Here is a 19,647-nt window from a genome sequence, read left to right as displayed (position 1 = left end):
CATCTTGACACAGCGACGTGTGGGCAGCGCACGGACCAACCCCGAATGGAGACCTATTCGTAGTCTGACGGCCGTCATGCTGCGGCCCGTCGACCACCCGGGCACGCAGCGTGACGACGGGAGGCCTCAGCTGGTCGGTTCGACGTGGGTCGGGTCGAGGACGCGGCGGAGGAAGGTGCGGGTGCGCTCCTCCTTCGGGTCGCCGATCACGTCCGCGGGCGGGCCTTGCTCGACGATGACGCCGGCGTCCATGAACACGACCCGGTCGGCCACCTCGCGGGCGAACGCCATCTCGTGGGTGACGACCAGCATCGTCATACCGTCCAGCGCGAGTTTGCGCATCACGGTGAGTACATCGCCGACGAGCTCTGGGTCGAGCGCGGATGTCGGCTCGTCGAACAGCATCAGCGCCGGGTCCATCGACAGCGCCCGGGCGATCGCGACCCGCTGCTGCTGGCCGCCGGACAGCTGCATGGGGTAGGCGGTCACCTTGTCGTTCAGGCCGACCCGGTCGAGGTTGGCCCGGGCGACCTGCTCCGCCTCGGCCTTGCTCCGCTTCAGCACGGTCGTCTGCGCGACCGTGCAGTTGGCCAGCACCGACAGATGCGGGAACAGGTTGAACTGCTGGAACACCATGCCGATCTGCTGCCGGGCTGCGTCGAGGTGGCAGTCCCGGTCCGTGATGTCCTCACCGCGGACGAAGACCTGGCCCTGCTGCGGTACTTCGAGCAGGTTGACGCACCGCAGCAGGGTCGACTTGCCGGAGCCGGACGGCCCGATCACGCAGACCACCTCGCCCTGCTCGACGGTGAAGTCGATACCGCGCAGAACGTGGTTGCTGCCGAACGACTTGTGCAGGTTCTTGATCTCGACCAGTGCCATCAGTGCGCCCTCGCTGCCTTGGCTTCCAGCCAGCGGACCAGCAGGCCGAGCGGCAGGGTGATGATCAGGTAGCAGAAACCCGCGGTGACGAGCGGGGTCAGGTTCGACTCGGTGTTGGCCAGGTCCCGGCCGAATCCGGTCAGCTCGTACGCCGCCGCGGAGGTGCCGATGATGAAGACCAGGGACGAGTCCTTCACCAGCAGGATCAGGTCGTTGGCCAGCGGCGGTAGCACGATCCGGAACGCCTGTGGCAGCACGATCTTCCGGGTCGCGACGCCGGCCGGCATCCCGAGCGACCGGGCGGCCTCGATCTGTCCCTTCGGCACCGCTTGGATACCGGCCCGGATCACCTCGGCCATGTACGCCGCGGCAACGATGCCGAGCGCCAGCCAGACGGTGCCGTAGGGATCGAGCGGGATGACCAGGTCGGCGAACGCCAGCGGCAGCAGGCTGAACGCCACGAACACGACGATCGCCGGCAGCCCCCGGAAGAACTCGATGTAGGCCGTCGCAAGCCAGCGGTACGGCGCCACGCGGCTGAGTCGCATCAGCGCCAGCAGCGTGCCGCCGAACAGGCCGATGACGAAGGCCCCGGCCGTGTACTCGATCGTCTTCAGGAACGCCCCGGGAAGCCCGGTGGTGAACGCCGACTTCACGAACTCCGGCTTGAAGAAGACACTCGCGATCTGACCCCAGTTCGCCGTGAACGCCGCCACCACGACGATGACGATCAGGACGGCGTACTGGATGCCGCGCGAGCGCTGGGCCCGTTGCCGCGGACTGAGCCCGCGGCGCTTCTCGACTATCGTGTCGGAGACCGTCACTTCTTCGGCTCCACCCCGAACCACTTCTTGAACAGCTGGTTGTAGGTGCCGTCCGACTTGGCCTTGGTCAGCAGCCCGTTGAACATGGTCAGCAGCTTGGTGCCGCTGGGATCGTCCTTCTTGGCCGCGAAGCCGTACTGCTCACCGGTGTTGAACTCCGCCGTCACCTCGGTGTCCGGGTTCGCCGTGACGAAGTTGTACAGCGCGCCGTTGTCGTTGATCGCGGCGTCGACGCGGCCGGACTTGACGTTGTTGGTCTGCAGCGCAAGGTCGTTGAAGACGACGACCTCGAAGCCGATCTTCTTCGACGCCGCGGTCGCATAGTCCTTGCCGGTGGTGTCGGCCTGGACGCCGACCTTCTTGCCCTTCAGGTCCTCGAGCGACTTGTACGGCGCGCCCTTCTTCACCAGCAGCACCTGGGTCGCGTCCATGTACGGGTCGCTGATCCCGATCGCGGCCTTGCGCGAGTCGGTGATCGTCATCGCGCCCATGCCCATGTCGCACTTCTTCGCCTGGTAGGCCGCGCCGGAGGTGACCTGGGCCCACTCGATGCTGATCACTTCCTGCTCCACGCCGAGGTCCTTGGCGAGCAGGTCCAGCAGGTCGACGTCGAAGCCGACCACCTTGGTGCCTTCCTTGTACTCGAAGGGCTTGTAGGACAGGTGTGTGCAGACCGTCAGCGTGCCGGGCTTCACCAAGGTGATGCCGGCCGCTTTCGCTTTGTCCTCGCCTCCTCCACCGCTGCCCGAGTCGTTGCCGCAGGCGGAGAGCGCGAGGGCGAACACCGCCACGGAGGCGGCGGCGACGGTGAGGCGACTATTCCGGAGGGTGGAGACGATGTTCATCGCTGGTACTCCTCGATACTGGTTGTGGCACGCCGGCCGCGGACAGCACTCGAGCCGGATTCCCCGCATCCTGACACAGCAAGTAGGTACGTGTCGGCTGCCGACTCCGGACGACACTCGATCGTCACCGTCGCGCGCTTCTGTGGTGGCCCTCACAGAGCAGACCAGTTGGCCTGTGGTTTACTCGTACGACGGGTGATCCCCTGCTTTCCGAACACTTCCTCCCGAGTTTCCGAAAGGGCACTGATGGTCGCCCAGCCGTTTTCCGTCGAGGTCCCCGATGTCTATGCCGGTGACCCTGTCTTCGAGTTGCACCGCGGCGGCAAGATCGAGGTGACGTCGTCGATCCACGTCCGCGACGCGGACGATCTCTCCAAGGCGTACACCCCCGGCGTCGCGCGGGTCTGCACCGCGATCGCCGAAGACCCGTCGCTGGTTCGCCGCTACACCTGGAAGTCCAACGTGGTCGCGGTCGTCACCGACGGCACCGCCGTACTGGGGCTGGGCGACATCGGTCCCGCTGCCTCGCTGCCGGTGATGGAAGGCAAGGCGCTGCTGTTCAAGGAGTTCGGCGGCGTCGACTCGGTGCCGATCGCGCTGGACTGCACCGATGTGGACGAGTTCGTCGAGACGGTCGCGCGGATGGCGCCGTCGTTCGGCGGGATCAACCTCGAGGACATCTCCGCGCCGCGCTGCTTCGAGATCGAGCGCCGGCTGAAGGAGCGGCTGGACATTCCGGTCTTCCACGACGACCAGCACGGTACGGCGGTCGTCGTACTCGCCGCTCTGCGCAACGCGCTGCGCGTGACGGGCAAGGCGATCGAGGACATTCGCGTCGTGATCTCCGGCGCCGGGGCAGCCGGGGTGGCGTGCGCGCGGATCCTGTTGCAGGCAGGTGTTGGTGACCTGGCGGTCGTGGACAGCAAGGGCGTGCTGCACGAGGACCGCGCCGACCTGAACCCGGTGAAACTGTCGCTGGCGCGAGACACCAACACCGGCGGACTGTCCGGCCGGCTGGTCGACGCGCTCGAGGGCGCGGACCTGTTCCTCGGTGTCTCCGGCGGGACGGTGCCGGAAGAGGCCGTCGCGCGGATGGCCGGCAACGCGATGATCTTCGCGCTGGCCAACCCGAATCCCGAAGTACACCCCGACATCGCCCACCGCCACGCGGCCGTGGTCGCGACCGGCCGCTCGGACTTCCCGAACCAGATCAACAACGTGCTGGCGTTCCCCGGCATCTTCCGCGGCGCCTTCGAGGCGAACGCCTCCCGCATCACCGAAGGCATGAAGCTGGCCGCCGCCGACGCCCTCGCCGGTCTGATCGCGGCGGACGATCTCCGCCCCGACTACATCATCCCGTCGCCGTTCGACGAGCGCGTCGCCCCGGCCGTCGCCACCGCGGTGGCCACTGCCGCCGAGACCGACGGCGTCGCCCGCCTGGACTGACCCGCGGCAGCGTCAAGATGTTGCTGCCAGCAACCTCGTGGTTGGTTTCCGGCGGGGATCAAACGCTTCACGGAAAGCTATTGACTTAACATTTTGCCCCGGCGACCATTGGCGTGGTCTCGCCCGCCGGGGAGTGGGCGGCCTTCGCAACGTACTGATCGTTGGAGGCTTCCATGAAGCTCAGGACCGCATTCGGAGCGATCGCGGCGGTCACGGCCGCCGCCCTCGCGCTGAATGGATGTGCGCAGAGCAGCACCGCCGCGAAGGGCGGAGGTGCGGGCGATGTGAAGACGGTCAGGGTTTTCATCAGCGGTGACACGAACATTCAGAAACTCTGGGTGAACGACCTCGGTCCGGCGTTCGAGAAGGCCAACCCGGGCTACAAGGTCCAGATCACCCTGGACCTGCACGGTGAGCACGACGCCCAGACGATGGCCAAACTGTCGGCGTCGGTCACGCAGAAGAAGGACCCCGGGTTCGACCTCGTCGACGGCGGATTCGTGCCGAAGGCCTCGGCCGCGAACTTCCTCGAGCCGGTCGATTCGTCGAAGATCTCCGCGCTGGCCGATATTCCCGCCGATGTGGTGAAGGCCGGCGGCACCGGTGGGATTCCGTACCGCGGCTCCTCGGTGCTGCTCGCGTACGACACCAAGGCTGTCCCGGCCCCGCCGAAGACGCTGGACGACCTGCTCGCCTGGATCAAGGCGAACCCGGGCAAGTTCACCTACAACTCACCCAAGTCCGGCGGCTCGGGCGGATCGTTCGTCGCCACGGTCCTCGACAAGTACGTCCCCGCCGACGCGCGGCAGAAGATGACGGTCGGCTACGACAAGAGCCTCGAGTCCACCTGGAACGAGGGCTTCGCGACCCTGCACGGCCTGAACCCGTACGTATACCAGAAGGGCGTCTACCCCAACGGCAACCAGCAGGTGCTGGACCTGCTGGCGAGTGGGCAGATCTCGATGGCTCCGGTGTGGTCCGACATGTTCACGACGGCCGTCGCGAACGGCGCGATCCCCTCGACGGTCAAGGCCTCGCAGATCTCCGACCCGTCCTTCACCGGCGGCGCGGCCTATCTCGGCGTACCGGCCAGCAGCCCCAGCAAGGACGCGGCCACGAAGGTCGCGGACTTCGTCCTGCAGCCCGCGCAGCAGGCGTTGATCGTCAAGGACATCTCGGGCTACCCGGCGATCTCCCTCGACAAGCTGCCGCAGGAGCTTCAGGGCAAGTTCGCGAACGCCGACACGAACAACCTGCGTAAGGGCTACTTCGACTCGATGACCAAGGATCTCAACAACCTCTGGGACCAGAAGGTTCCCGGCAAGTGACGGCGGAGGCCGAAGCCCGTGTTGGCGTAGTCCGCCCCGCCGCCGTCCGCGCGGCGGCGGGCCGGACCCGGGGGCTGTTGATGGCGCTCCCGCCGATGGTGCTGATCGCGATGTTCATCGGCTTCCCGGTGGTCCTCGCCTTCGCCTTCAGCCTCGGTTTCACCGGTGGCCTGAACCGCACAGTCGCGCTGATCGGCCAGAACGTCCACGTCGCCCACGGCATCGTGCCGACGTTCTCGGCGTACGCCGAGATGTTCTCGAACGCACGGTTCCTCGGGGACCTGTTCGTGACGGCCATCGTCACCCTGGTGAGCACCGTCGTCGTCATCTTCCTCGCGGTCGGCATCGGGCTGTATCTCAAGTTCTCCGGCGGGCTGATCGGCAAGGTGCTCTCCACGCTCGCGGTCGTCCCGCTCTTCATCCCGGTGGTGATCGCCTCCTGGGCGATCCTCGGCTTCTACTCGGCCAACGGGTTCCTGCGCAGCGTGGCCGCCCAGTTCGGGCTCGGCTTCCCGATCTGGTCGTACACGTTGGTGACCGTCGTCATCGGCTCGGTGTGGACGTCTCTGCCGTTCGCAACCCTCCTGGTCACTTCGGGGCTGCAGGCCGTCCCGCAGGCGATGATCGACGCCGCTCGCGACGCGGGCGCCTCGTTCTGGCGGGTCGTCGTGAGCGTCGTGGTCCCGATGGCGGGCGTGCCGATCATCATCGCGACGACGTTCACCGCGATCGGGATCCTCGGTTCGTTCACGGTGCCGTACTTCACCGGCCCGAACTCGCCGAACATGCTCGGGGTCGACATGTCGAACTACTTCTCCTCGTTCAACCAGCCGCAGCAGGCCGTCGTGATCGCGTTCATCGTGTTCGCGATCGCGTCCGGGATCGCAGCGGTGTACGTGTGGGCGAACTTCCGCTCCGCCAAGGAAAGCGGGGCGGTCTGATGGCCAAGGCAGCCACCCGCACCCTGGTCGTCGTGTTCGCGGCCGTGCTGGCGCTCTTCATCATCGGACCGCTCGCCTGGCTGGCGGTCCGGGCGTTCGCGTCGACCTGGACGTACCCGAATCTGGCACCGGACGGCTGGACGTTCCGGTGGTGGAGCGTCGTGTTCAGCGACCAGGCGCTCGGGATCGCGGTGCAGAACTCGTTGTTCTTCGCCCCGATCACCGTGGTCGTGTCCGCGGTGATCTGCCTGCCGGCGGCGTACGCGTTCGCGCGCTTCGAGTTCCCGGGGCGGCGGTTCTTCCTGATCGGGGTGTTCGCGGCCAACGCGTTCCCGAAGATGGGGCTGTTCGTCTCGCTGGCGGCGCTGTTCTACGCGCTCAACCTGATGAACACGATCCTCGGCATCCTCGTCGTCCACGTGCTCGGCACGGTGGTGTTCATGACGTGGATCCCGGCCGCCGCGTTCGCCGCCGTACCGCGCAGTCTCGAGGAGGCCGCCCGGGACGCCGGCGCGTCCAAGCTGCGGACGTTCTTCAGCGTGACGCTGCCGATGGCCCTGCCGGGCATCCTGGTGGCCGCGATCATGAGCTTCCTGGCGTCCTTCGACGAGGCGCAGGGCACGTACCTGGTCGGTGCGCCCGACTACATGACGATGCCGACCCAGATGTACACCCTCGTGCTCAACTACCCGACCCAGGTGGCGGCGGTGTTCTCGATCCTGCTGGCCATCCCGTCCGTCGCGCTGCTGCTGGCCGCGCACAAGCACATCGTCGGCGGCCACCTCGCCGAGGGCTTCCAGATCAAGTAAGGGCACCATGACGACCAACACGACCGAGTCCCAGTCCGTTGCCACCGACAGCGTCGCCGATGCCGGCGGCCTCGAGATCGAGGGCCTGCACAAGGTCCTCGGCGGACGGAGCATCATCGAGAGCCTGGACATGGTGGTCCGCCCGGGTGAGCTGGTCTCGCTCCTCGGCCCGTCCGGCTGCGGCAAGACCACGACGCTGCGGATGATCGCCGGCTTCCTGACCCCGGACGCCGGCTCGATCAAGGTCGGCGGCCGTGAGGTCGTGCACCTCGGCCCGGAGCGCCGTCCGAGTGCCATGGTGTTCCAGAACTACGCGCTCTGGCCGCACATGACGGTGGCGAAGAACGTCGGCTTCCCGCTGAAGCTGCGCAAGCGGCCGAAGGCGGAGATCACCGAACGCGTCGACGCGGCCCTCACGCTGGTCAACCTGATGCACCACAAGGACTCGCGCCCGGCCCGGATCTCAGGCGGTGAGCAGCAGCGGACGGCGCTCGCGCGAGCACTGGTCCAGGAGCCGGAGCTGCTGCTGCTCGACGAGCCGCTCAGCAACCTCGACGCGAAGTTGCGGGTCAAGGTCCGCGAGGACATCCGGGAGATCCAGCAGCGCCTGGGCATCACCACCGTCATCGTGACGCACGACCAGGAGGAGGCGATGTCGGTCTCGGACCGGATCGCCGTCATGAACAACGGCCGGATCGAGCAGTTCAGCACGCCCGCCGAGCTCTACAGCACCCCGGCCACGGAGTTCGTCGCGACGTTCATCGGCAGCCTCAACCGGCTCGAGGGGCGTCTCGAGGACGGCCGGCTGGTACCGGCCGAGGGCGTGGTCGGTGTCCGGCCCGAGGACGTCGTCTTCACCTCCGATGCGCATCCCGGCGGGTACGCCGCGACCGTCGAACGGGTCGTCCCGCGCGGGCATTTCGCCGAGCTCTACCTGCGCCGCGAGGACGCGGAACTCCGTTCGTACGTGACCGGTGTCCCGCCCGCCGCCGGTGCCCGCGGCTGGGCCCGGATCGAGAAGTGGCTCGAGTTCGAGGACGGCAAGCTCGTCGGCCAGGGAGCGCGGGCATGAGTACGGCGACGCGCGCTGCCCGGGTGACCGCACACCGCGGCGATGTCGAACGGCACCGGGAGAACACGATGCCGGCCGTCCGTTCCGCTGTCGACGCGGGCGCCGACTTCGTGGAGGTCGACGTCCGGATGACCCGGGACGGTCGCGTCGTACTGCTGCACGATGAGACCCTCGAGCGGCTCTGGGGCCTCGACCGGCAGGTCTCCGAGCTCGACTGGGCCGACGTCGCGGCGCTCGGCGAGGGGGAGCAGCGCATCCCGCTGCTCGCGGACGTGCTCACCGTCGTGGCCGGAACGTCGTCGACCCTGCTGATCGAAGTCCCGCCGGAGATCGCCGGGGCCGCGGTGCGGGTGGTGCTGGACAGCGGATCCGGGGCACGGGTCGCCTGGTGCGGCTACCTGGAGGCGATGACCGCCGTCCGGGGCATCGACCCGGAGGCGAGTGTCTGGCTCCCGTGGGACCGCCGCGACGTACCACAGGCCGAGCTGCTGGCGAGCCTGCGGCCGGAGTTCGTGAACTCCGAGTACCTCGTCCTCAGTGCCGAGCTCGTCGACGCCGTTCATCGAGCCGGGATCGGGGTCGCCTGCTGGACGGTCGACGACGAGGACGACCTGCGCTGGGTGTTCGCCCTCGGCGTGGACGCGGTCACGACCAACCGGCTCAGCACGTTCCGGAAGGTCGCCGCGGAAGGATCGGGGTCCTGGGAGCGCGCGCCCCGACCGGCCAGGCTCACCGGGGACGAACTGGCAACCGCCGTCGACGTCGCCCGCGAACTCGCGGAATGGGCCAACCACTTCACCCGGAACGCCGACCTCGGCGACGTCCGCACGAAGGCCAACGCCGCCGACCACGTCACGGCCGTCGACCTCGCCGTCGAAGAGCAGGTCCGTAAGGTCATCGCCGAACGGCTGCCCGGCCATCTCGTGGTCGGCGAGGAACTGGGAGGCGCCGCTCGTCCCGGTGTTCCCTGCTGGTACGTCGACCCCGTCGACGGAACGGCGAACCTGGCCAACGGCGTCCCGTGGACGGCCTTCTCGCTCGCGCTGGCCATCGATCGTGAGCCGTTCGTCGCCGTCGTCGGTGACGTCTGGCGCGGACAGGTGTTCGCCGCCACGGCGGGCCGGGGCGCCGAACTGGACGGCCGCCGGCTCGAACTGGCCGACGGGACCGGCACCGGCCTGCAGGGCAGGATCGTGAGCACCGAACTCCTGAACCACTCGCCGTGGCCCGGCATGGACGTCTTCGTGGCCGGGCTCCGCGATCGGTTCTGCACGGTCCGGGTAATGGGATCCGGCACTCTCTCCCTCGCCGGACCGGCCGCCGGCCGCGGCGCCGGGGCCGTGATCGAACGCTTCAACCCGATCGACCACCTCGCCGCCGCGCTCGTGGTCCGGGAAGCCGGTGGCGTCCTGCTCGACGACAACGGTGCCGAGTCCGTGTGGCCGGACTCGGGAGGCATCCTCGCGGCCCGGCCGGAGCACGCGGCGGAGCTCTACGGTCTCTGGGCGGCTGCGCGCGGCCCGCGGTGACGCCGGTTACTGAACATGTTCGCCCGCGACGCCTAAGGTGGGCGGCATGCTTGCTGCCTATGCCGCCAAGTTCGACGCCGACAACCCGATCGCCGCGTTGGAGGTGGGGGAGCGGCCGGAGCCGACGGCGCCCGACGGATGGGTGACGATCGACGTCCGGGCGACGGCGCTCAACCACCACGATCTGTGGTCGTTGAAGGGCGTCGGGCTGGCCGAGCAGAGTCTGCCGATGATCCTCGGCTGCGACGCGGCCGGCGTGGACCCGGACGGGAACGAGGTCGTCGTGCACGCGGTCGTCTCGGACCCGGCGTGGAAGGGTGACGAGACGCTCGACCCGAAGCGGTCGCTGCTGAGCGAGCGGTACCAGGGCACACTGGCGCAGAAGGTCGCAGTACCCGCGCGGAACGTCGTACCGAAGCCGGCCGGGATGAGCTTCGAGCAGGCCGCGTGCCTGCCGACGGCGTGGCTGACGGCGTACCGGATGTTGTTCACGCAGTCCGGGCTCAAGCCGGGCGACACCGTGCTCGTCCAGGGTGCCGGCGGTGGCGTGGCGACCGCGTTGATCACCTTGGCGCGGGCCGCCGGGATCCGGGTGTGGGCAACCAGCCGGGACGAGCGGAAGCGGGCCAGGGCGGTCGAGATCGGCGCGCACGACACGTTCGAGTCCGGGGCACGGCTGCCGGAGCGGGTCGACGCGGTGATGGAGACCGTCGGCCAGGCGACCTGGTCGCACTCGCTGAAGTCGCTGAAGCAGGGCGGCACGCTGGTGATCTCCGGCGCGACCAGCGGTCAGGCGCCGAAGTCGGCCGAGCTGAACCGGATCTTCTTCCTGCAACTGCGCGTGCAGGGCTCGACGATGGGCACCCGGACCGAGCTCGCGGAGCTGGTCCAGTTCATGTCGAACGCCGGGATCTCGCCGCACATCGACACGGTCCTCCCGCTCGCCGACGCCCGCGACGGCTTCGCGAAGATGAACTCGGGCGACGTGTTCGGCAAGATCGTCTTTACTGTCTGAGTGCAACCCGAGATCCGCCCCGTCACGCCCGAAGACGCCGAGGCCGCGGCCTGGTGTCACCTGCTCTGCTGGCGGGAGGCGTACGCCGGTCTCGTGCCGGCGGACCTGCTCCTGGAGCGTACGTCGAACATCGAGCGCCGGATCGAGCGCTGGACGACCCCGCTCGGGGACGGCCGGCGCCGCTGGATCGCGCTGAACCCCGATCCGGACGCGCCGGTCCAGGACCGCGTGGCCGGCTTCGTCGGCATCGGGCCGGGCCGCGACGACGACGCCCCGGTGCCGTTCGAGCTGGAGGCGATCTACACCCGGCAGGCGTTCTGGAAGACCGGTCTCGGCAGCCGCCTGCTGGATGTTGCTGTCGGCAAAGAGCCGGCCTTCCTCTGGGTCTTCGAGGGGAACGAGCAGGCGCTGGGCTTCTACCGCCGGCACGGGTTCGCGCCGGACGGCGTCGGCAAGCACGATCCGTACTTCGATCTCCGTGAGATACGCCTCGTCCGGCACTGACGTTTCACGGCTGAAACATGGGCGTCGCACCGGGGCAACGCGACGGGTTCAATCTGTTCCTACCGATCCGCCCGATCGATGAGGAGCGATGAGCCCATGAGGCCTACTTTGACGGTGATCGTTGACCCGGCCGACCGCTGGATGACGAAGGCCGCGTGCGTTGGACAGGCACCGTCGTACGACGAGACCGCGACCCAGTGGGAGCAGCGGAAGGCGCAGGCGCTCTGCCTGACCTCGTGCCCGGTGATCGAGGAGTGCCGGGAGTGGGCCCGCCGGACGAAGTTCACCGGCACCGCCGCCGGCGAGAAGTTCCTCTACGGCCGCCGCCGCGGCCGCCCGGGCCCCCAGGAGCGCCGCAACCGCCCGCCGCTGACCGCAGAGGTCATCGGCGAGCAGCAGGCGAGCTAGACCTCGAGGAGCTCGTCGGCGCGTTCTGCGTCGGCGGGCTTTTCCGTACGGCGGAACGGTGAGGTGAGCGTCCGCAGTACCTGGTCGCGGTTGTGGATCGCCGCGGCGATCGCCAGCACCAGATAGATCGCGCTGACCACGTACCGCCCGGTCTGCTCGGGCACGGCGAACTGGATCGCGAACAGACCCAGCAACGTCCACGCCGCCCACCGCGGGAAGCGCAGGTTCAGCAGGATCGCGATCCCGAGCAGGGTCTGCGTGGCGGTGAGGAGGAACTCCTCGATCTGCCGCCCGCCCAGGTGCAGGGCGGGCCCGCCGCCACCGATCCCGTACGCGATCGGGAGGCTTCCGATCAGTAGGGTCCACTGGTTGACCTTGGCCGAGATCAGCAGGCCGAGCGCAGCCGCGCCCTTACCCCGCCAGGCGAACAGCAGCGCCACGATGAACTCCGGCGCCTCGGAGGCCAGCGGCGCCAGCCACTGGACCAGCAGGAACTGGTCGATCCCCAGCGCCCGACCACCCTGGACGAGCGAGTCTGCGAACGGCTCCGCGGCCGCCAGGATCACTCCGGCCGACACCAGGAACATCGCGGTCACAGTGATCCGCCGCGTCAGCCGAGGCAGCGCGCCGATCGTCGCGGCCGGCCCGATCAGGTCCGGCTCGTCGTCGTGCTCCGACGTGGCCGCCCGGAACAGGTAGTAGGCGAAGAAGGCGAGCAGCAGGATCCCCAGCACCAGGTGGATCTCCCCGGTCACCGGGATCACGAACGCGACCACACCGGCGACCGCGAGGAAGCCCAGCTCCCGGCGGTACCCGGAGTCGAGCACCAGCGCCTTGACGGTTTGCCCGCTGCGCCGCGAAGCGACGTACAGGCTGATGAGCACGACGCTCGACCAGCCGAGGCCGAGGAGCAGCCGGTTCGAACCGGTCATGTTGGCCGCGGCGAACTGGACGTAGTCCGGATTCGAGCCGGCGGTGTGGGCGAAGTACAGATCCACCGCGTACTCCGGCAGGACCGCGATGACGGCCAGCAGCGCGATCGCCAGACCGCCCGAGATGTCCATCTCCGCGGCTTCCGCGGCCCACGCCAGCACGAACGACGCAGCCACTACGGCGAGGCCGAAGACCAGGATCGACGCGAGCGCCGGCGGGTGTGTGCCGGTGAGCCGGAGGGCGACCGCGGGGATCGCCACCAGCAGCAGTAAGAGCACAGGGCGGAGGGCTCGGAACATGGTTCCAGCCTGCCACCGTTTCGATACTTTCGCAATTGCGAAAGTGTGAGACCGTCCTCACGACGGCCCGGCGCGCTGTCCGGAGACCGGTCTACCGGTCACAATGACTGCGCGATGACCAACCCTGATCCGACGAAGGCTCAGCTCGATTCCGCCGCGGGCACCTTCGCCATGCTCTCCGCACCCGTCCGGCTGCACCTGGTGTCGCTGGCCGCGCAGGGGGAGTACGACGTCGGAACCCTGGCGGAACGCGTCGGCGTGAGTATCGCCACCGCGAGCCAGCACCTCGGCAAGCTCCGGCTGGCCGGGATCATCACCGCGCGCCGGGAGGGCCGGCGGCACATCTACACCGTCGACGACCCGCACGTGCTGAACCTGGTCGACCAGATCTTCGAGCACATCGCCCCCGACGGCTCGCTCGCCCCTGACCCACCACGCCGCGTCAGGCCGCCGCACACGGACTGAGTGGACCTGCAGGCATGCACAACCCCGCTCTGGCGGGCGTGTCGAGCGGGATTGTGCCACTTCTGCATGCGTGCACGGTCACAGGATGTGCCGCAGATAGCGGCCCGGAGCCTCCAGGTAGGCCTTCCAGTTCCGCACCAGCTCCAGCTCGTCCCAAGTGGTGGGCCGGATGCCCCACTCGCCCACCTCGAGGATCGCCGCGCCGGGCAGTGAGCACACCACCGGCGAGTGGGTCGCGCACAGCACCTGCGCCCCACCTGAAGCCAGCTCGTTCAGCACTCCGACGAGTGCCAGGCTGGACGAGAACGACAACGCCGACTCGGGCTCGTCCAGGCAGTAAAGCCCTGGGCTGTCGAAACGGCTGCGCAGGACTTCGAGGAACCCCTCGCCGTGGGACAGCTCGTGGAAGCGCGGATCGGTCGGGTTACCCGGGTTCTGTTCCAGGTAGGTGTAGTAGCCGTGCATGGTCTCGGCGCGCAGGAAGAAGCCCCAGCGCGCTGACCCGGCGCCCCGGGTCAGGACGAGATCGCGGGACAGCGGCGACTCGGACTCGCGGGTGCTGAGCCGGGCGCCGGTCGAACCGCCTTCGGGAGACATGCCGAAGGCGATCGCGATGGCCTCGACCAGCGTCGACTTGCCCGCGCCGTTCTCACCGACCAGGAAGGTGACGCCGGCGTCGAGATCGAGCCCGTCGGTCAGCAGTTGACGGACGGCAGGAACGGTGTGCGGCCAGGCCCCGGACGGGCGAATGCCCTCCGCCGCGGCCACCCGGCGTACCGGGTGCGAGGCGAAGGGCATTCGCACAGATTACTAGTCGTCCTCGTCGTCCAGGCGGGCCAGCCAGGTGGCGAAGCGTTCGATGGGCGTCTCGAACTCGGGGTTCAGGTCGACGAACTCGCGCAGCCGTTCGGCCACGAAAGCGAGCGTGACATCCTCCTCGCCACGCCGCTTCTCGAGCTCTTCGATGCCGCGGTCGGTGAAGTACACGTCAGCTGAACGCCTGCTTCAGCAGCGTCGTCTGCTCGGTGCCGTGGACACCGTGCGAGCCGACCGCCGGGGCGGCCATGGCCGGCCGGGACACCCGGTAGAACGGCTTGCCGCCCAGGTGCTCGGTCAGGTTCAGCGCCATGAACGGCCACGGGCCCTGGTTCGCGGGCTCGTCCTGGACCCAGCGGATCTCGGTCGCGTTCGGGTACTTCGCCAGCTCGGCCGCGATCTCCTCGGCCGGCAGCGGGTACAGCTGCTCGACCCGCAGTACCGCGGTGCTGATCTTGTCCGGCTCGACCTTCTTCCGCTCCGCCAGCAGGTCGTACACGATCCGGCCGGAGGCCAGGACGACCCGCTCGACGGTGGCCGGGTTCGCCTCGGCCTCGGTGTCGTTGATCACCGGCCGGAAGGTGCCGTGGGTCAGCTCCTCCGGCTGCGACACGGCCTCCTTGCGGCGCAGCAGCTGCTTCGGCGTGAACACGACCATCGGGTTGTGCTCCTCGCCGAGCGTGTGCCGGCGCAGCAGGTGGAAGTACGACGCCGGGGTCGACGGCTGGGCCACGGTCATCGCGTTCTCCGCGCACAGCGCCAGGAACCGCTCGATCCGGGCCGAGGTGTGGTCCGGGCCCTGGCCCTCGTAGCCGTGCGGCAGCAGCAGCACGACACCGGACTTCTGGCCCCACTTCGCCTCACCGGACGAGATGTACTCGTCGATGACCGACTGCGCGCCGTTGACGAAGTCGCCGAACTGCGCCTCCCACAGGGTCAGCGCCTCCGGCCGCGCCACGGAGTACCCGTACTCGAAGCCGAGGGCGGCGTACTCGCTCAGCAGCGAGTCGTAGACGTAGAAGTTCGCCTGGCTGTCGTCCAGGTTCTGCAGGGGGACGTAGTCCTGGCCGTTGACCCGGTCGATGACCGCTGCGAATCGCTGGACGAACGTCCCGCGGCGGCTGTCCTGACCGGCCAGCCGGACCGGCCGGCCTTCCAGCAGCAGCGAACCGAAGGCGGTGATCTCCGCGCTGGCCCAGTCGATCGGGCCCTCGGTGATCGCGTGCGCCCGGCGCTGCAGCTGCGGCATCACCTTCGGGTGCACGGTGAAGCCGCCCGGCAGCGTGGTGTGCGCGTCGGCGATCTTCTTCAGCACCTCGGGCGTGGTCGCGGTCGCGTCCGGGCCTTCCGGCTTGTCCGGGTAGACCGGCGCGGTCACGTACGGCGCCGGGGTGTCCGGCTGGTTCTTCGCCTCGCGGACCTCGGCGAAGACCCGCTCGAGCCGGTGCTGGAAGTCCATCATCGCCTGCTCGGCCTCTTCGATCGTGATGTCGCCACGACCGATCAGGGCCTCGGTGTAGAGCTTGCGGACCGACCGCTTCTGCTCGATCAGGTCGTACATCAGCGGCTGGGTGAAGCTCGGGTCGTCGCCCTCGTTGTGGCCGCGGCGGCGGTAGCAGACCAGGTCGATGACGACGTCCTTGTTGAACGCCTGCCGGTACTCGAAGGCCAGGTCGGCGACCCGGATGCACGCCTCGGGGTCGTCGCCGTTCACGTGAAAGATCGGCGCCTGCACCATCCGGGCGACGTCGGTGGAGTACATCGACGAGCGCGACGAGGCCGGCGAGGTGGTGAAGCCGACCTGGTTGTTCACGATCACGTGGATCGTGCCGCCGGTGCGGTAGCCGCGCAGCTGGGACAGGTTCAGCGTCTCCGCCACCACGCCCTGGCCGGCGAAGGCCGCGTCACCGTGTACGAGCACCGGCAGCACCGGGAACGCGGCGCCGCGGTCCAGAATGTCCTGCTTGGCCCGGACGATGCCTTCCAGCACCGGGTCCACGGTCTCCAGGTGGGACGGGTTCGCCGCCACCGACACCTTGATCTTGTCGCCGAACTCGGAGACGAACTCGCCCTCGGCGCCCAGGTGGTACTTGACGTCACCGGAGCCCTGCACGGTCCGCGGGTCGATGTTGCCCTCGAACTCGCGGAAGATCTGGCCGTACGACTTGCCGACGATGTTGGCCAGCACGTTCAGCCGGCCGCGGTGGGCCATGCCGATCGCGACCTCTTCCAGGCCGGCGCCGGCTGCCTCCTCGCAGAGCTCGTCGAGCAGCGGGATCGTGGTCTCGCCGCCCTCGAGCGAGAACCGCCGCTGACCGACGTACTTGGTCTGCAGGAAGGTCTCGAAGGCCTCGGCCTCGTTCAGCTTGGCCAGGATCCGCAGCTGCTCCTCGCGCGGCGGCTTGGTGTGCGGCCGCTCGACCCGCTCCTGCAGCCACTTGCGCTGCTCGGGGTCCTGGATGTGCATGTACTCGATGCCGGTGGTCCGGCAGTAGGAGTCGCGCAGGATGCCGAGGATCTCGCGCAGCTTCATGAACCGCCGGTCGCCACCGAACGAGCCGGTGGCGAACTCACGGTCCAGGTCCCACAGCGTCAGGCCGTGAGTGGCGACGTCGAGGTCCGGGTGGCTGCGCTGCTTGTACTCCAGCGGGTCGGTGTCGGCCATGATGTGGCCGCGGACCCGGAAGGCGTGGATCAGCTCGAGGATGCGGGCCTGCTTGCTGATGTCCTCCTCGTGGCTGTGCGGGAGGTCGGCGGCCCAGCGGATCGGCTCGTACGGGATCCGCAGCGACTGGAAGATCTCGTCGTAGAAGCCCTCCGCGCCGAGCAGCAGCTGGTGCAGACGGCGCAGGTACTCACCCGACTGGGCGCCCTGGATGATCCGGTGGTCGTACGTCGAGGTCAGCGTCATCACCTTGCTGACCGCGAGCTTGGCCATCGTCTCGTCGGCCGCGCCCTGGTACTCCGGCGGGTACTCCATCGCGCCGACGCCGATGATGCAGCCCTGGCCGGTCATCAGCCGCGGCACCGAGTGCTGGGTGCCGATCGTGCCGGGGTTGGTCAGGCTGATCGTGGTGCCCTGGAAGTCGGGCAGCGCGAGCTTGTTGTCCCGGGCCCGGCGGACGATGTCCTCGTAGGCCATCCAGAAGTCGGCGAACGTCATCGTCTCGGCGGCCTTGATCGACGGCACCAGCAGCTGCCGGGTGCCGTCCGGCTTCTGCATGTCGATGGCCAGGCCGAGGTTGATGTGCGCCGGGTTGACCAGGGTCGGCTTGCCCTCGGTCTCGTCGTACGACGCGTTCATCTCCGGCAGCGTCTTCAGCGCCTTCACCAGCGCCCAGCCGATCAGGTGGGTGAAGGACACCTTGCCGCCGCGGGCGCGCTTGAGGTGGTTGTTGATGACGATGCGGTTGTCGATCAGCAGCTTGACCGGCACCTGGCGCACGCTGGTCGCGGTGGGGACCGTGAGGCTGGTCTCCATGTTCTGCGCCGTGCGGGCCGGGGCCCCGCGCAGGATCTTGCGCTCGGCCTCGCCGGTCGTCGCGGCCGCGGGCTGGGCGGGCTGAGCGGACTTCGGCTGGGCGCTGGACGGCTGGTTCACCGTACCTCCGGTGGGAGCTGCCTTCTGGGGTACGGCGGCCTGCGCAGGGGCCGGCGTTGCCGGGGTCTGAGAAGCGGGGGACTGCGTCGCCGCGGCAGCGGCGGGAGCGTTCGAGGCGGGCACGGTCGGCGCGGAGCCGCGGCTGGGCGCCTCCGGCGTCTTGTTGTCGGACACCGCGTCGGGCCGGGGAGCGTCGGCCGGGGTTGTCGTCACCGGCTTCGCGTCACCATCGGGGTTGTACGTCTTGAAGAAGTCGAGCCACGCCGGATCCACCGAATTCGGGTCCTGCTTGTACTTCTCGTACAGCTCGTCGACCAGCCATTCGTTCGCACCGAAGGCTGCTAGGGGGTTGGTGTCTGATGGCTCGGTGGCCACTTGGCAGTTCGCCTCTTCCGATTTCGGGTCCGGTAGCACGGTTAATTCAGATGTTATGGGTGGTGTTCCCAAGCAAAGGCTAATAGCACGGGGACTACTTCCACAGCCCGGGACCACCGGACCAGTGTGTCGAGTGGTCGGGCCCCGGCGAGTCGATCCGCCGGCGCCTGAAACACTGCTCACAAAGGTGTTTCAGGCCACACGCCGTCCGCTCGCCACGCGTCGGCGCGGAGAGCGGCCGTGGCGGCTGCGGGAGGCCTTGCAGATGTGGCTTTCCAGCCCGCGTTCCGGCGGCGCGGACGGGGCCTCCTGAGCGTGGCTGCCCACTGTATGCAGTTGTCCACTCGCCGCCGGTGATGATCACGAGTGCGCAAAAGTGTGGCCAACGTCACGCTCGAAATCAGTCCACCTGGGCATGATTGGCCTTCATCGGTTGGTCAGCCGCCGGACCAGCTTCAGGCCCGACCAGGTGGTGTCGATCGCGCAGACCTTCACGTCGACGACACCCAGCGGGAGGGCGAGCTCGCGGATCCCGTTCTCGTCGAGGTCGGTCGCGACGCCGGACGAGCGCTTCGGCCAGACGGCCCAGATCATCCCGGCCGTGACCGTCTTCCCGAGCAGCACGGGCAGCCGCTTCGCCAGCCGCGCCCGGTCCGGGCAGAACATCAGCACCACGTCGTACGACGGACGTCCGGCCCGGCGCGCGACCGCAGTACCGTCCGGCAGGCCCTCGATCACGAAGTCCGCCGGCGCGTTGTCCAGGAGCACGAGATGCTCCGCCTTGATCCCGAGCTTGGCAGCCAGCGGCTTGCCTGAATAACCGGGTGTCGCGCTCATGCCCGGATGCTAGTCACCTGGCGGCATACTGGCTGGATGGCGTTGACGGATGAGGCGATCGTCAAGATCAAAGGGATGATCACCTCGGGGGAGCTGGGTCCGGGGGATCGACTGCCGAAGGAGGCGGATCTCGCCGCCCGGCTGGGTCTGTCCCGGAACTCGCTGCGCGAGGCGGTCAAGGCGCTCACGCTCGTCAACGTGCTGGACGTCCGGCACGGAGACGGCACGTATGTGAGCAGTCTGGATTCGGCGCATCTGCTGGACGCGCTCAACTTCATGGTCGATCTGCATCGCGACGACTCGGTCCTGCAGTTCTTCGAGGTACGGCGATTGCTCGAGCCCGGCGTCGCCGCGCTGGCCGCCACCCGGATCAGCCCCGAACAGGTGACCGAGCTGCGGCTGCTGACCAGTGACCTCACGCCGGACGCGGACGTCGAAGAACTGGTCGCGAACGACCTGCGGTTCCATCGCGCGATCGCCGAGGCCACCGGGAACCAGGTGGTCTGCTCGCTGCTCGACGGCATCTCCGGGGCGACCCAGCGGGCCCGGATCTGGCGCGGCGTCACCCAGGCCGGCGCGGTCGAGCGCACCCTCGCGGAGCACGCCGCGATCCTGGACGCGATCGAGATCGGCGACGCCGAGGCAGCCCGCGCCTGGATGACCGCCCACATCGCCGGCGTCGAGACCTGGCTCCGCAAGGCTCCCTAGGCGTACAAGC

The 19,647-nt window shown here is 68.6% G+C and carries 19 protein-coding genes; 11 read left to right on the top strand and 8 right to left on the bottom strand.

Annotated elements, in window-relative coordinates:
- Positions 1 to 126: 126 nt before the first annotated feature.
- From OHA18_RS04030 to OHA18_RS04020, 3 genes are read right to left on the bottom strand one after another with little or no spacing between them, the layout of a single operon-like run.
- Complete coding sequence (locus OHA18_RS04030) at positions 127 to 882, bottom strand: amino acid ABC transporter ATP-binding protein (RefSeq protein ID WP_329002236.1); 756 nt, start codon at positions 880 to 882, stop codon at positions 127 to 129.
- On the bottom strand, positions 882 to 1,706 hold the full coding sequence (locus tag OHA18_RS04025) for an amino acid ABC transporter permease (RefSeq protein WP_329002234.1): 825 nt from the start codon (positions 1,704 to 1,706) through the stop codon (positions 882 to 884). The genes OHA18_RS04030 and OHA18_RS04025 overlap by 1 nt, the downstream gene beginning before the upstream one ends.
- Positions 1,703 to 2,551 carry an ABC transporter substrate-binding protein gene (locus OHA18_RS04020; protein ID WP_329002233.1) on the bottom strand — a complete coding sequence of 283 codons (849 nt, stop codon included), beginning with the start codon at positions 2,549 to 2,551 and terminating at the stop codon, positions 1,703 to 1,705. The genes OHA18_RS04025 and OHA18_RS04020 overlap by 4 nt, the downstream gene beginning before the upstream one ends.
- A 246-nt stretch (positions 2,552 to 2,797) precedes the next feature.
- On the opposite strand from OHA18_RS04020, the gene OHA18_RS04015 reads away from it, so the two are divergent.
- The 9 genes from OHA18_RS04015 to OHA18_RS03975 all read left to right on the top strand — a co-directional run bounded on the left by OHA18_RS04015 (position 2,798) and on the right by OHA18_RS03975 (position 11,603).
- On the top strand, positions 2,798 to 3,997 hold the full coding sequence (locus OHA18_RS04015) for an NAD(P)-dependent malic enzyme (RefSeq protein WP_329002232.1): 1,200 nt from the start codon (positions 2,798 to 2,800) through the stop codon (positions 3,995 to 3,997).
- A gap of 173 nt (positions 3,998 to 4,170) precedes the next feature.
- On the top strand, positions 4,171 to 5,325 hold the full coding sequence (locus OHA18_RS04010) for an extracellular solute-binding protein (protein WP_329002231.1): 1,155 nt from the start codon (positions 4,171 to 4,173) through the stop codon (positions 5,323 to 5,325).
- Complete coding sequence (locus tag OHA18_RS04005) at positions 5,322 to 6,266, top strand: ABC transporter permease (protein ID WP_329002230.1); 945 nt, start codon at positions 5,322 to 5,324, stop codon at positions 6,264 to 6,266. The genes OHA18_RS04010 and OHA18_RS04005 overlap by 4 nt, the downstream gene beginning before the upstream one ends.
- Positions 6,266 to 7,075 (top strand): ABC transporter permease, encoded by an 810-nt coding sequence (locus tag OHA18_RS04000; protein ID WP_329002229.1) that lies wholly within the window; start codon positions 6,266 to 6,268, stop codon positions 7,073 to 7,075. Before OHA18_RS04005 ends, OHA18_RS04000 begins: the two co-directional genes overlap by 1 nt.
- Positions 7,076 to 7,082: 7 nt before the next feature.
- Positions 7,083 to 8,147, top strand: a complete 1,065-nt coding sequence (locus OHA18_RS03995; protein ID WP_329002228.1) for an ABC transporter ATP-binding protein — start codon at positions 7,083 to 7,085, stop codon at positions 8,145 to 8,147.
- On the top strand, positions 8,144 to 9,676 hold the full coding sequence (locus OHA18_RS03990) for an inositol monophosphatase family protein (RefSeq protein ID WP_329002227.1): 1,533 nt from the start codon (positions 8,144 to 8,146) through the stop codon (positions 9,674 to 9,676). Before OHA18_RS03995 ends, OHA18_RS03990 begins: the two co-directional genes overlap by 4 nt.
- Before the next feature lie 46 nt (positions 9,677 to 9,722).
- Positions 9,723 to 10,691 (top strand): zinc-binding dehydrogenase, encoded by a 969-nt coding sequence (locus OHA18_RS03985; RefSeq protein ID WP_329002226.1) that lies wholly within the window; start codon positions 9,723 to 9,725, stop codon positions 10,689 to 10,691.
- Positions 10,692 to 11,195: a GNAT family N-acetyltransferase gene (locus OHA18_RS03980; RefSeq protein WP_329002224.1), complete on the top strand. Its 504-nt coding sequence runs from the start codon at positions 10,692 to 10,694 to the stop codon at positions 11,193 to 11,195.
- A gap of 96 nt (positions 11,196 to 11,291) precedes the next feature.
- Positions 11,292 to 11,603 carry a WhiB family transcriptional regulator gene (locus OHA18_RS03975; RefSeq protein ID WP_329002223.1) on the top strand — a complete coding sequence of 104 codons (312 nt, stop codon included), beginning with the start codon at positions 11,292 to 11,294 and terminating at the stop codon, positions 11,601 to 11,603.
- Here the strand turns inward: OHA18_RS03975 and OHA18_RS03970 are convergent.
- Positions 11,600 to 12,835 carry a sodium:proton exchanger gene (locus OHA18_RS03970; RefSeq protein ID WP_329002222.1) on the bottom strand — a complete coding sequence of 412 codons (1,236 nt, stop codon included), beginning with the start codon at positions 12,833 to 12,835 and terminating at the stop codon, positions 11,600 to 11,602. The two genes, OHA18_RS03975 and OHA18_RS03970, sit on opposite strands and share 4 nt — an antisense overlap.
- Positions 12,836 to 12,949: 114 nt before the next feature.
- Here OHA18_RS03970 and OHA18_RS03965 point away from each other — a divergent pair, with 114 nt between their 5' ends.
- Positions 12,950 to 13,300, top strand: coding sequence for an ArsR/SmtB family transcription factor (locus OHA18_RS03965; protein ID WP_329002221.1), 351 nt, complete (start codon positions 12,950 to 12,952; stop codon positions 13,298 to 13,300).
- A 78-nt stretch (positions 13,301 to 13,378) separates the two neighbouring features.
- On the opposite strand, the gene OHA18_RS03960 is transcribed toward OHA18_RS03965, so the two are convergent.
- The 4 genes from OHA18_RS03960 to OHA18_RS03945 form a co-directional block, all read right to left on the bottom strand.
- Positions 13,379 to 14,098 carry an AAA family ATPase gene (locus OHA18_RS03960; protein WP_329002220.1) on the bottom strand — a complete coding sequence of 240 codons (720 nt, stop codon included), beginning with the start codon at positions 14,096 to 14,098 and terminating at the stop codon, positions 13,379 to 13,381.
- A gap of 12 nt (positions 14,099 to 14,110) precedes the next feature.
- A complete protein-coding gene (locus tag OHA18_RS03955; protein WP_165546322.1) occupies positions 14,111 to 14,287 on the bottom strand; it encodes a DUF6104 family protein in 177 nt (58 codons plus the stop codon).
- 1 nt (position 14,288) lies between these two features.
- The gene (locus OHA18_RS03950) at positions 14,289 to 18,092 is read right to left on the bottom strand and encodes a multifunctional oxoglutarate decarboxylase/oxoglutarate dehydrogenase thiamine pyrophosphate-binding subunit/dihydrolipoyllysine-residue succinyltransferase subunit (protein WP_329002219.1); all 3,804 of its coding nucleotides are present in this window, start codon (positions 18,090 to 18,092) and stop codon (positions 14,289 to 14,291) included.
- Between the two features lie 426 nt (positions 18,093 to 18,518).
- Positions 18,519 to 18,929 carry a DUF3052 domain-containing protein gene (locus OHA18_RS03945; protein WP_329002218.1) on the bottom strand — a complete coding sequence of 137 codons (411 nt, stop codon included), beginning with the start codon at positions 18,927 to 18,929 and terminating at the stop codon, positions 18,519 to 18,521.
- A gap of 36 nt (positions 18,930 to 18,965) precedes the next feature.
- Here OHA18_RS03945 and OHA18_RS03940 point away from each other — a divergent pair, with 36 nt between their 5' ends.
- Positions 18,966 to 19,637: a FadR/GntR family transcriptional regulator gene (locus OHA18_RS03940; protein WP_329002217.1), complete on the top strand. Its 672-nt coding sequence runs from the start codon at positions 18,966 to 18,968 to the stop codon at positions 19,635 to 19,637.
- The last annotated feature ends 10 nt before the right edge of the window (positions 19,638 to 19,647 follow it).

Source organism: Kribbella sp. NBC_00709 (assembly GCF_036226565.1).
In the GTDB taxonomy this organism is placed as follows: domain Bacteria; phylum Actinomycetota; class Actinomycetes; order Propionibacteriales; family Kribbellaceae; genus Kribbella.
Note: the sequence above shows the minus strand (reverse complement) of the source record. Positions and strands in the feature narration are given on the sequence as shown.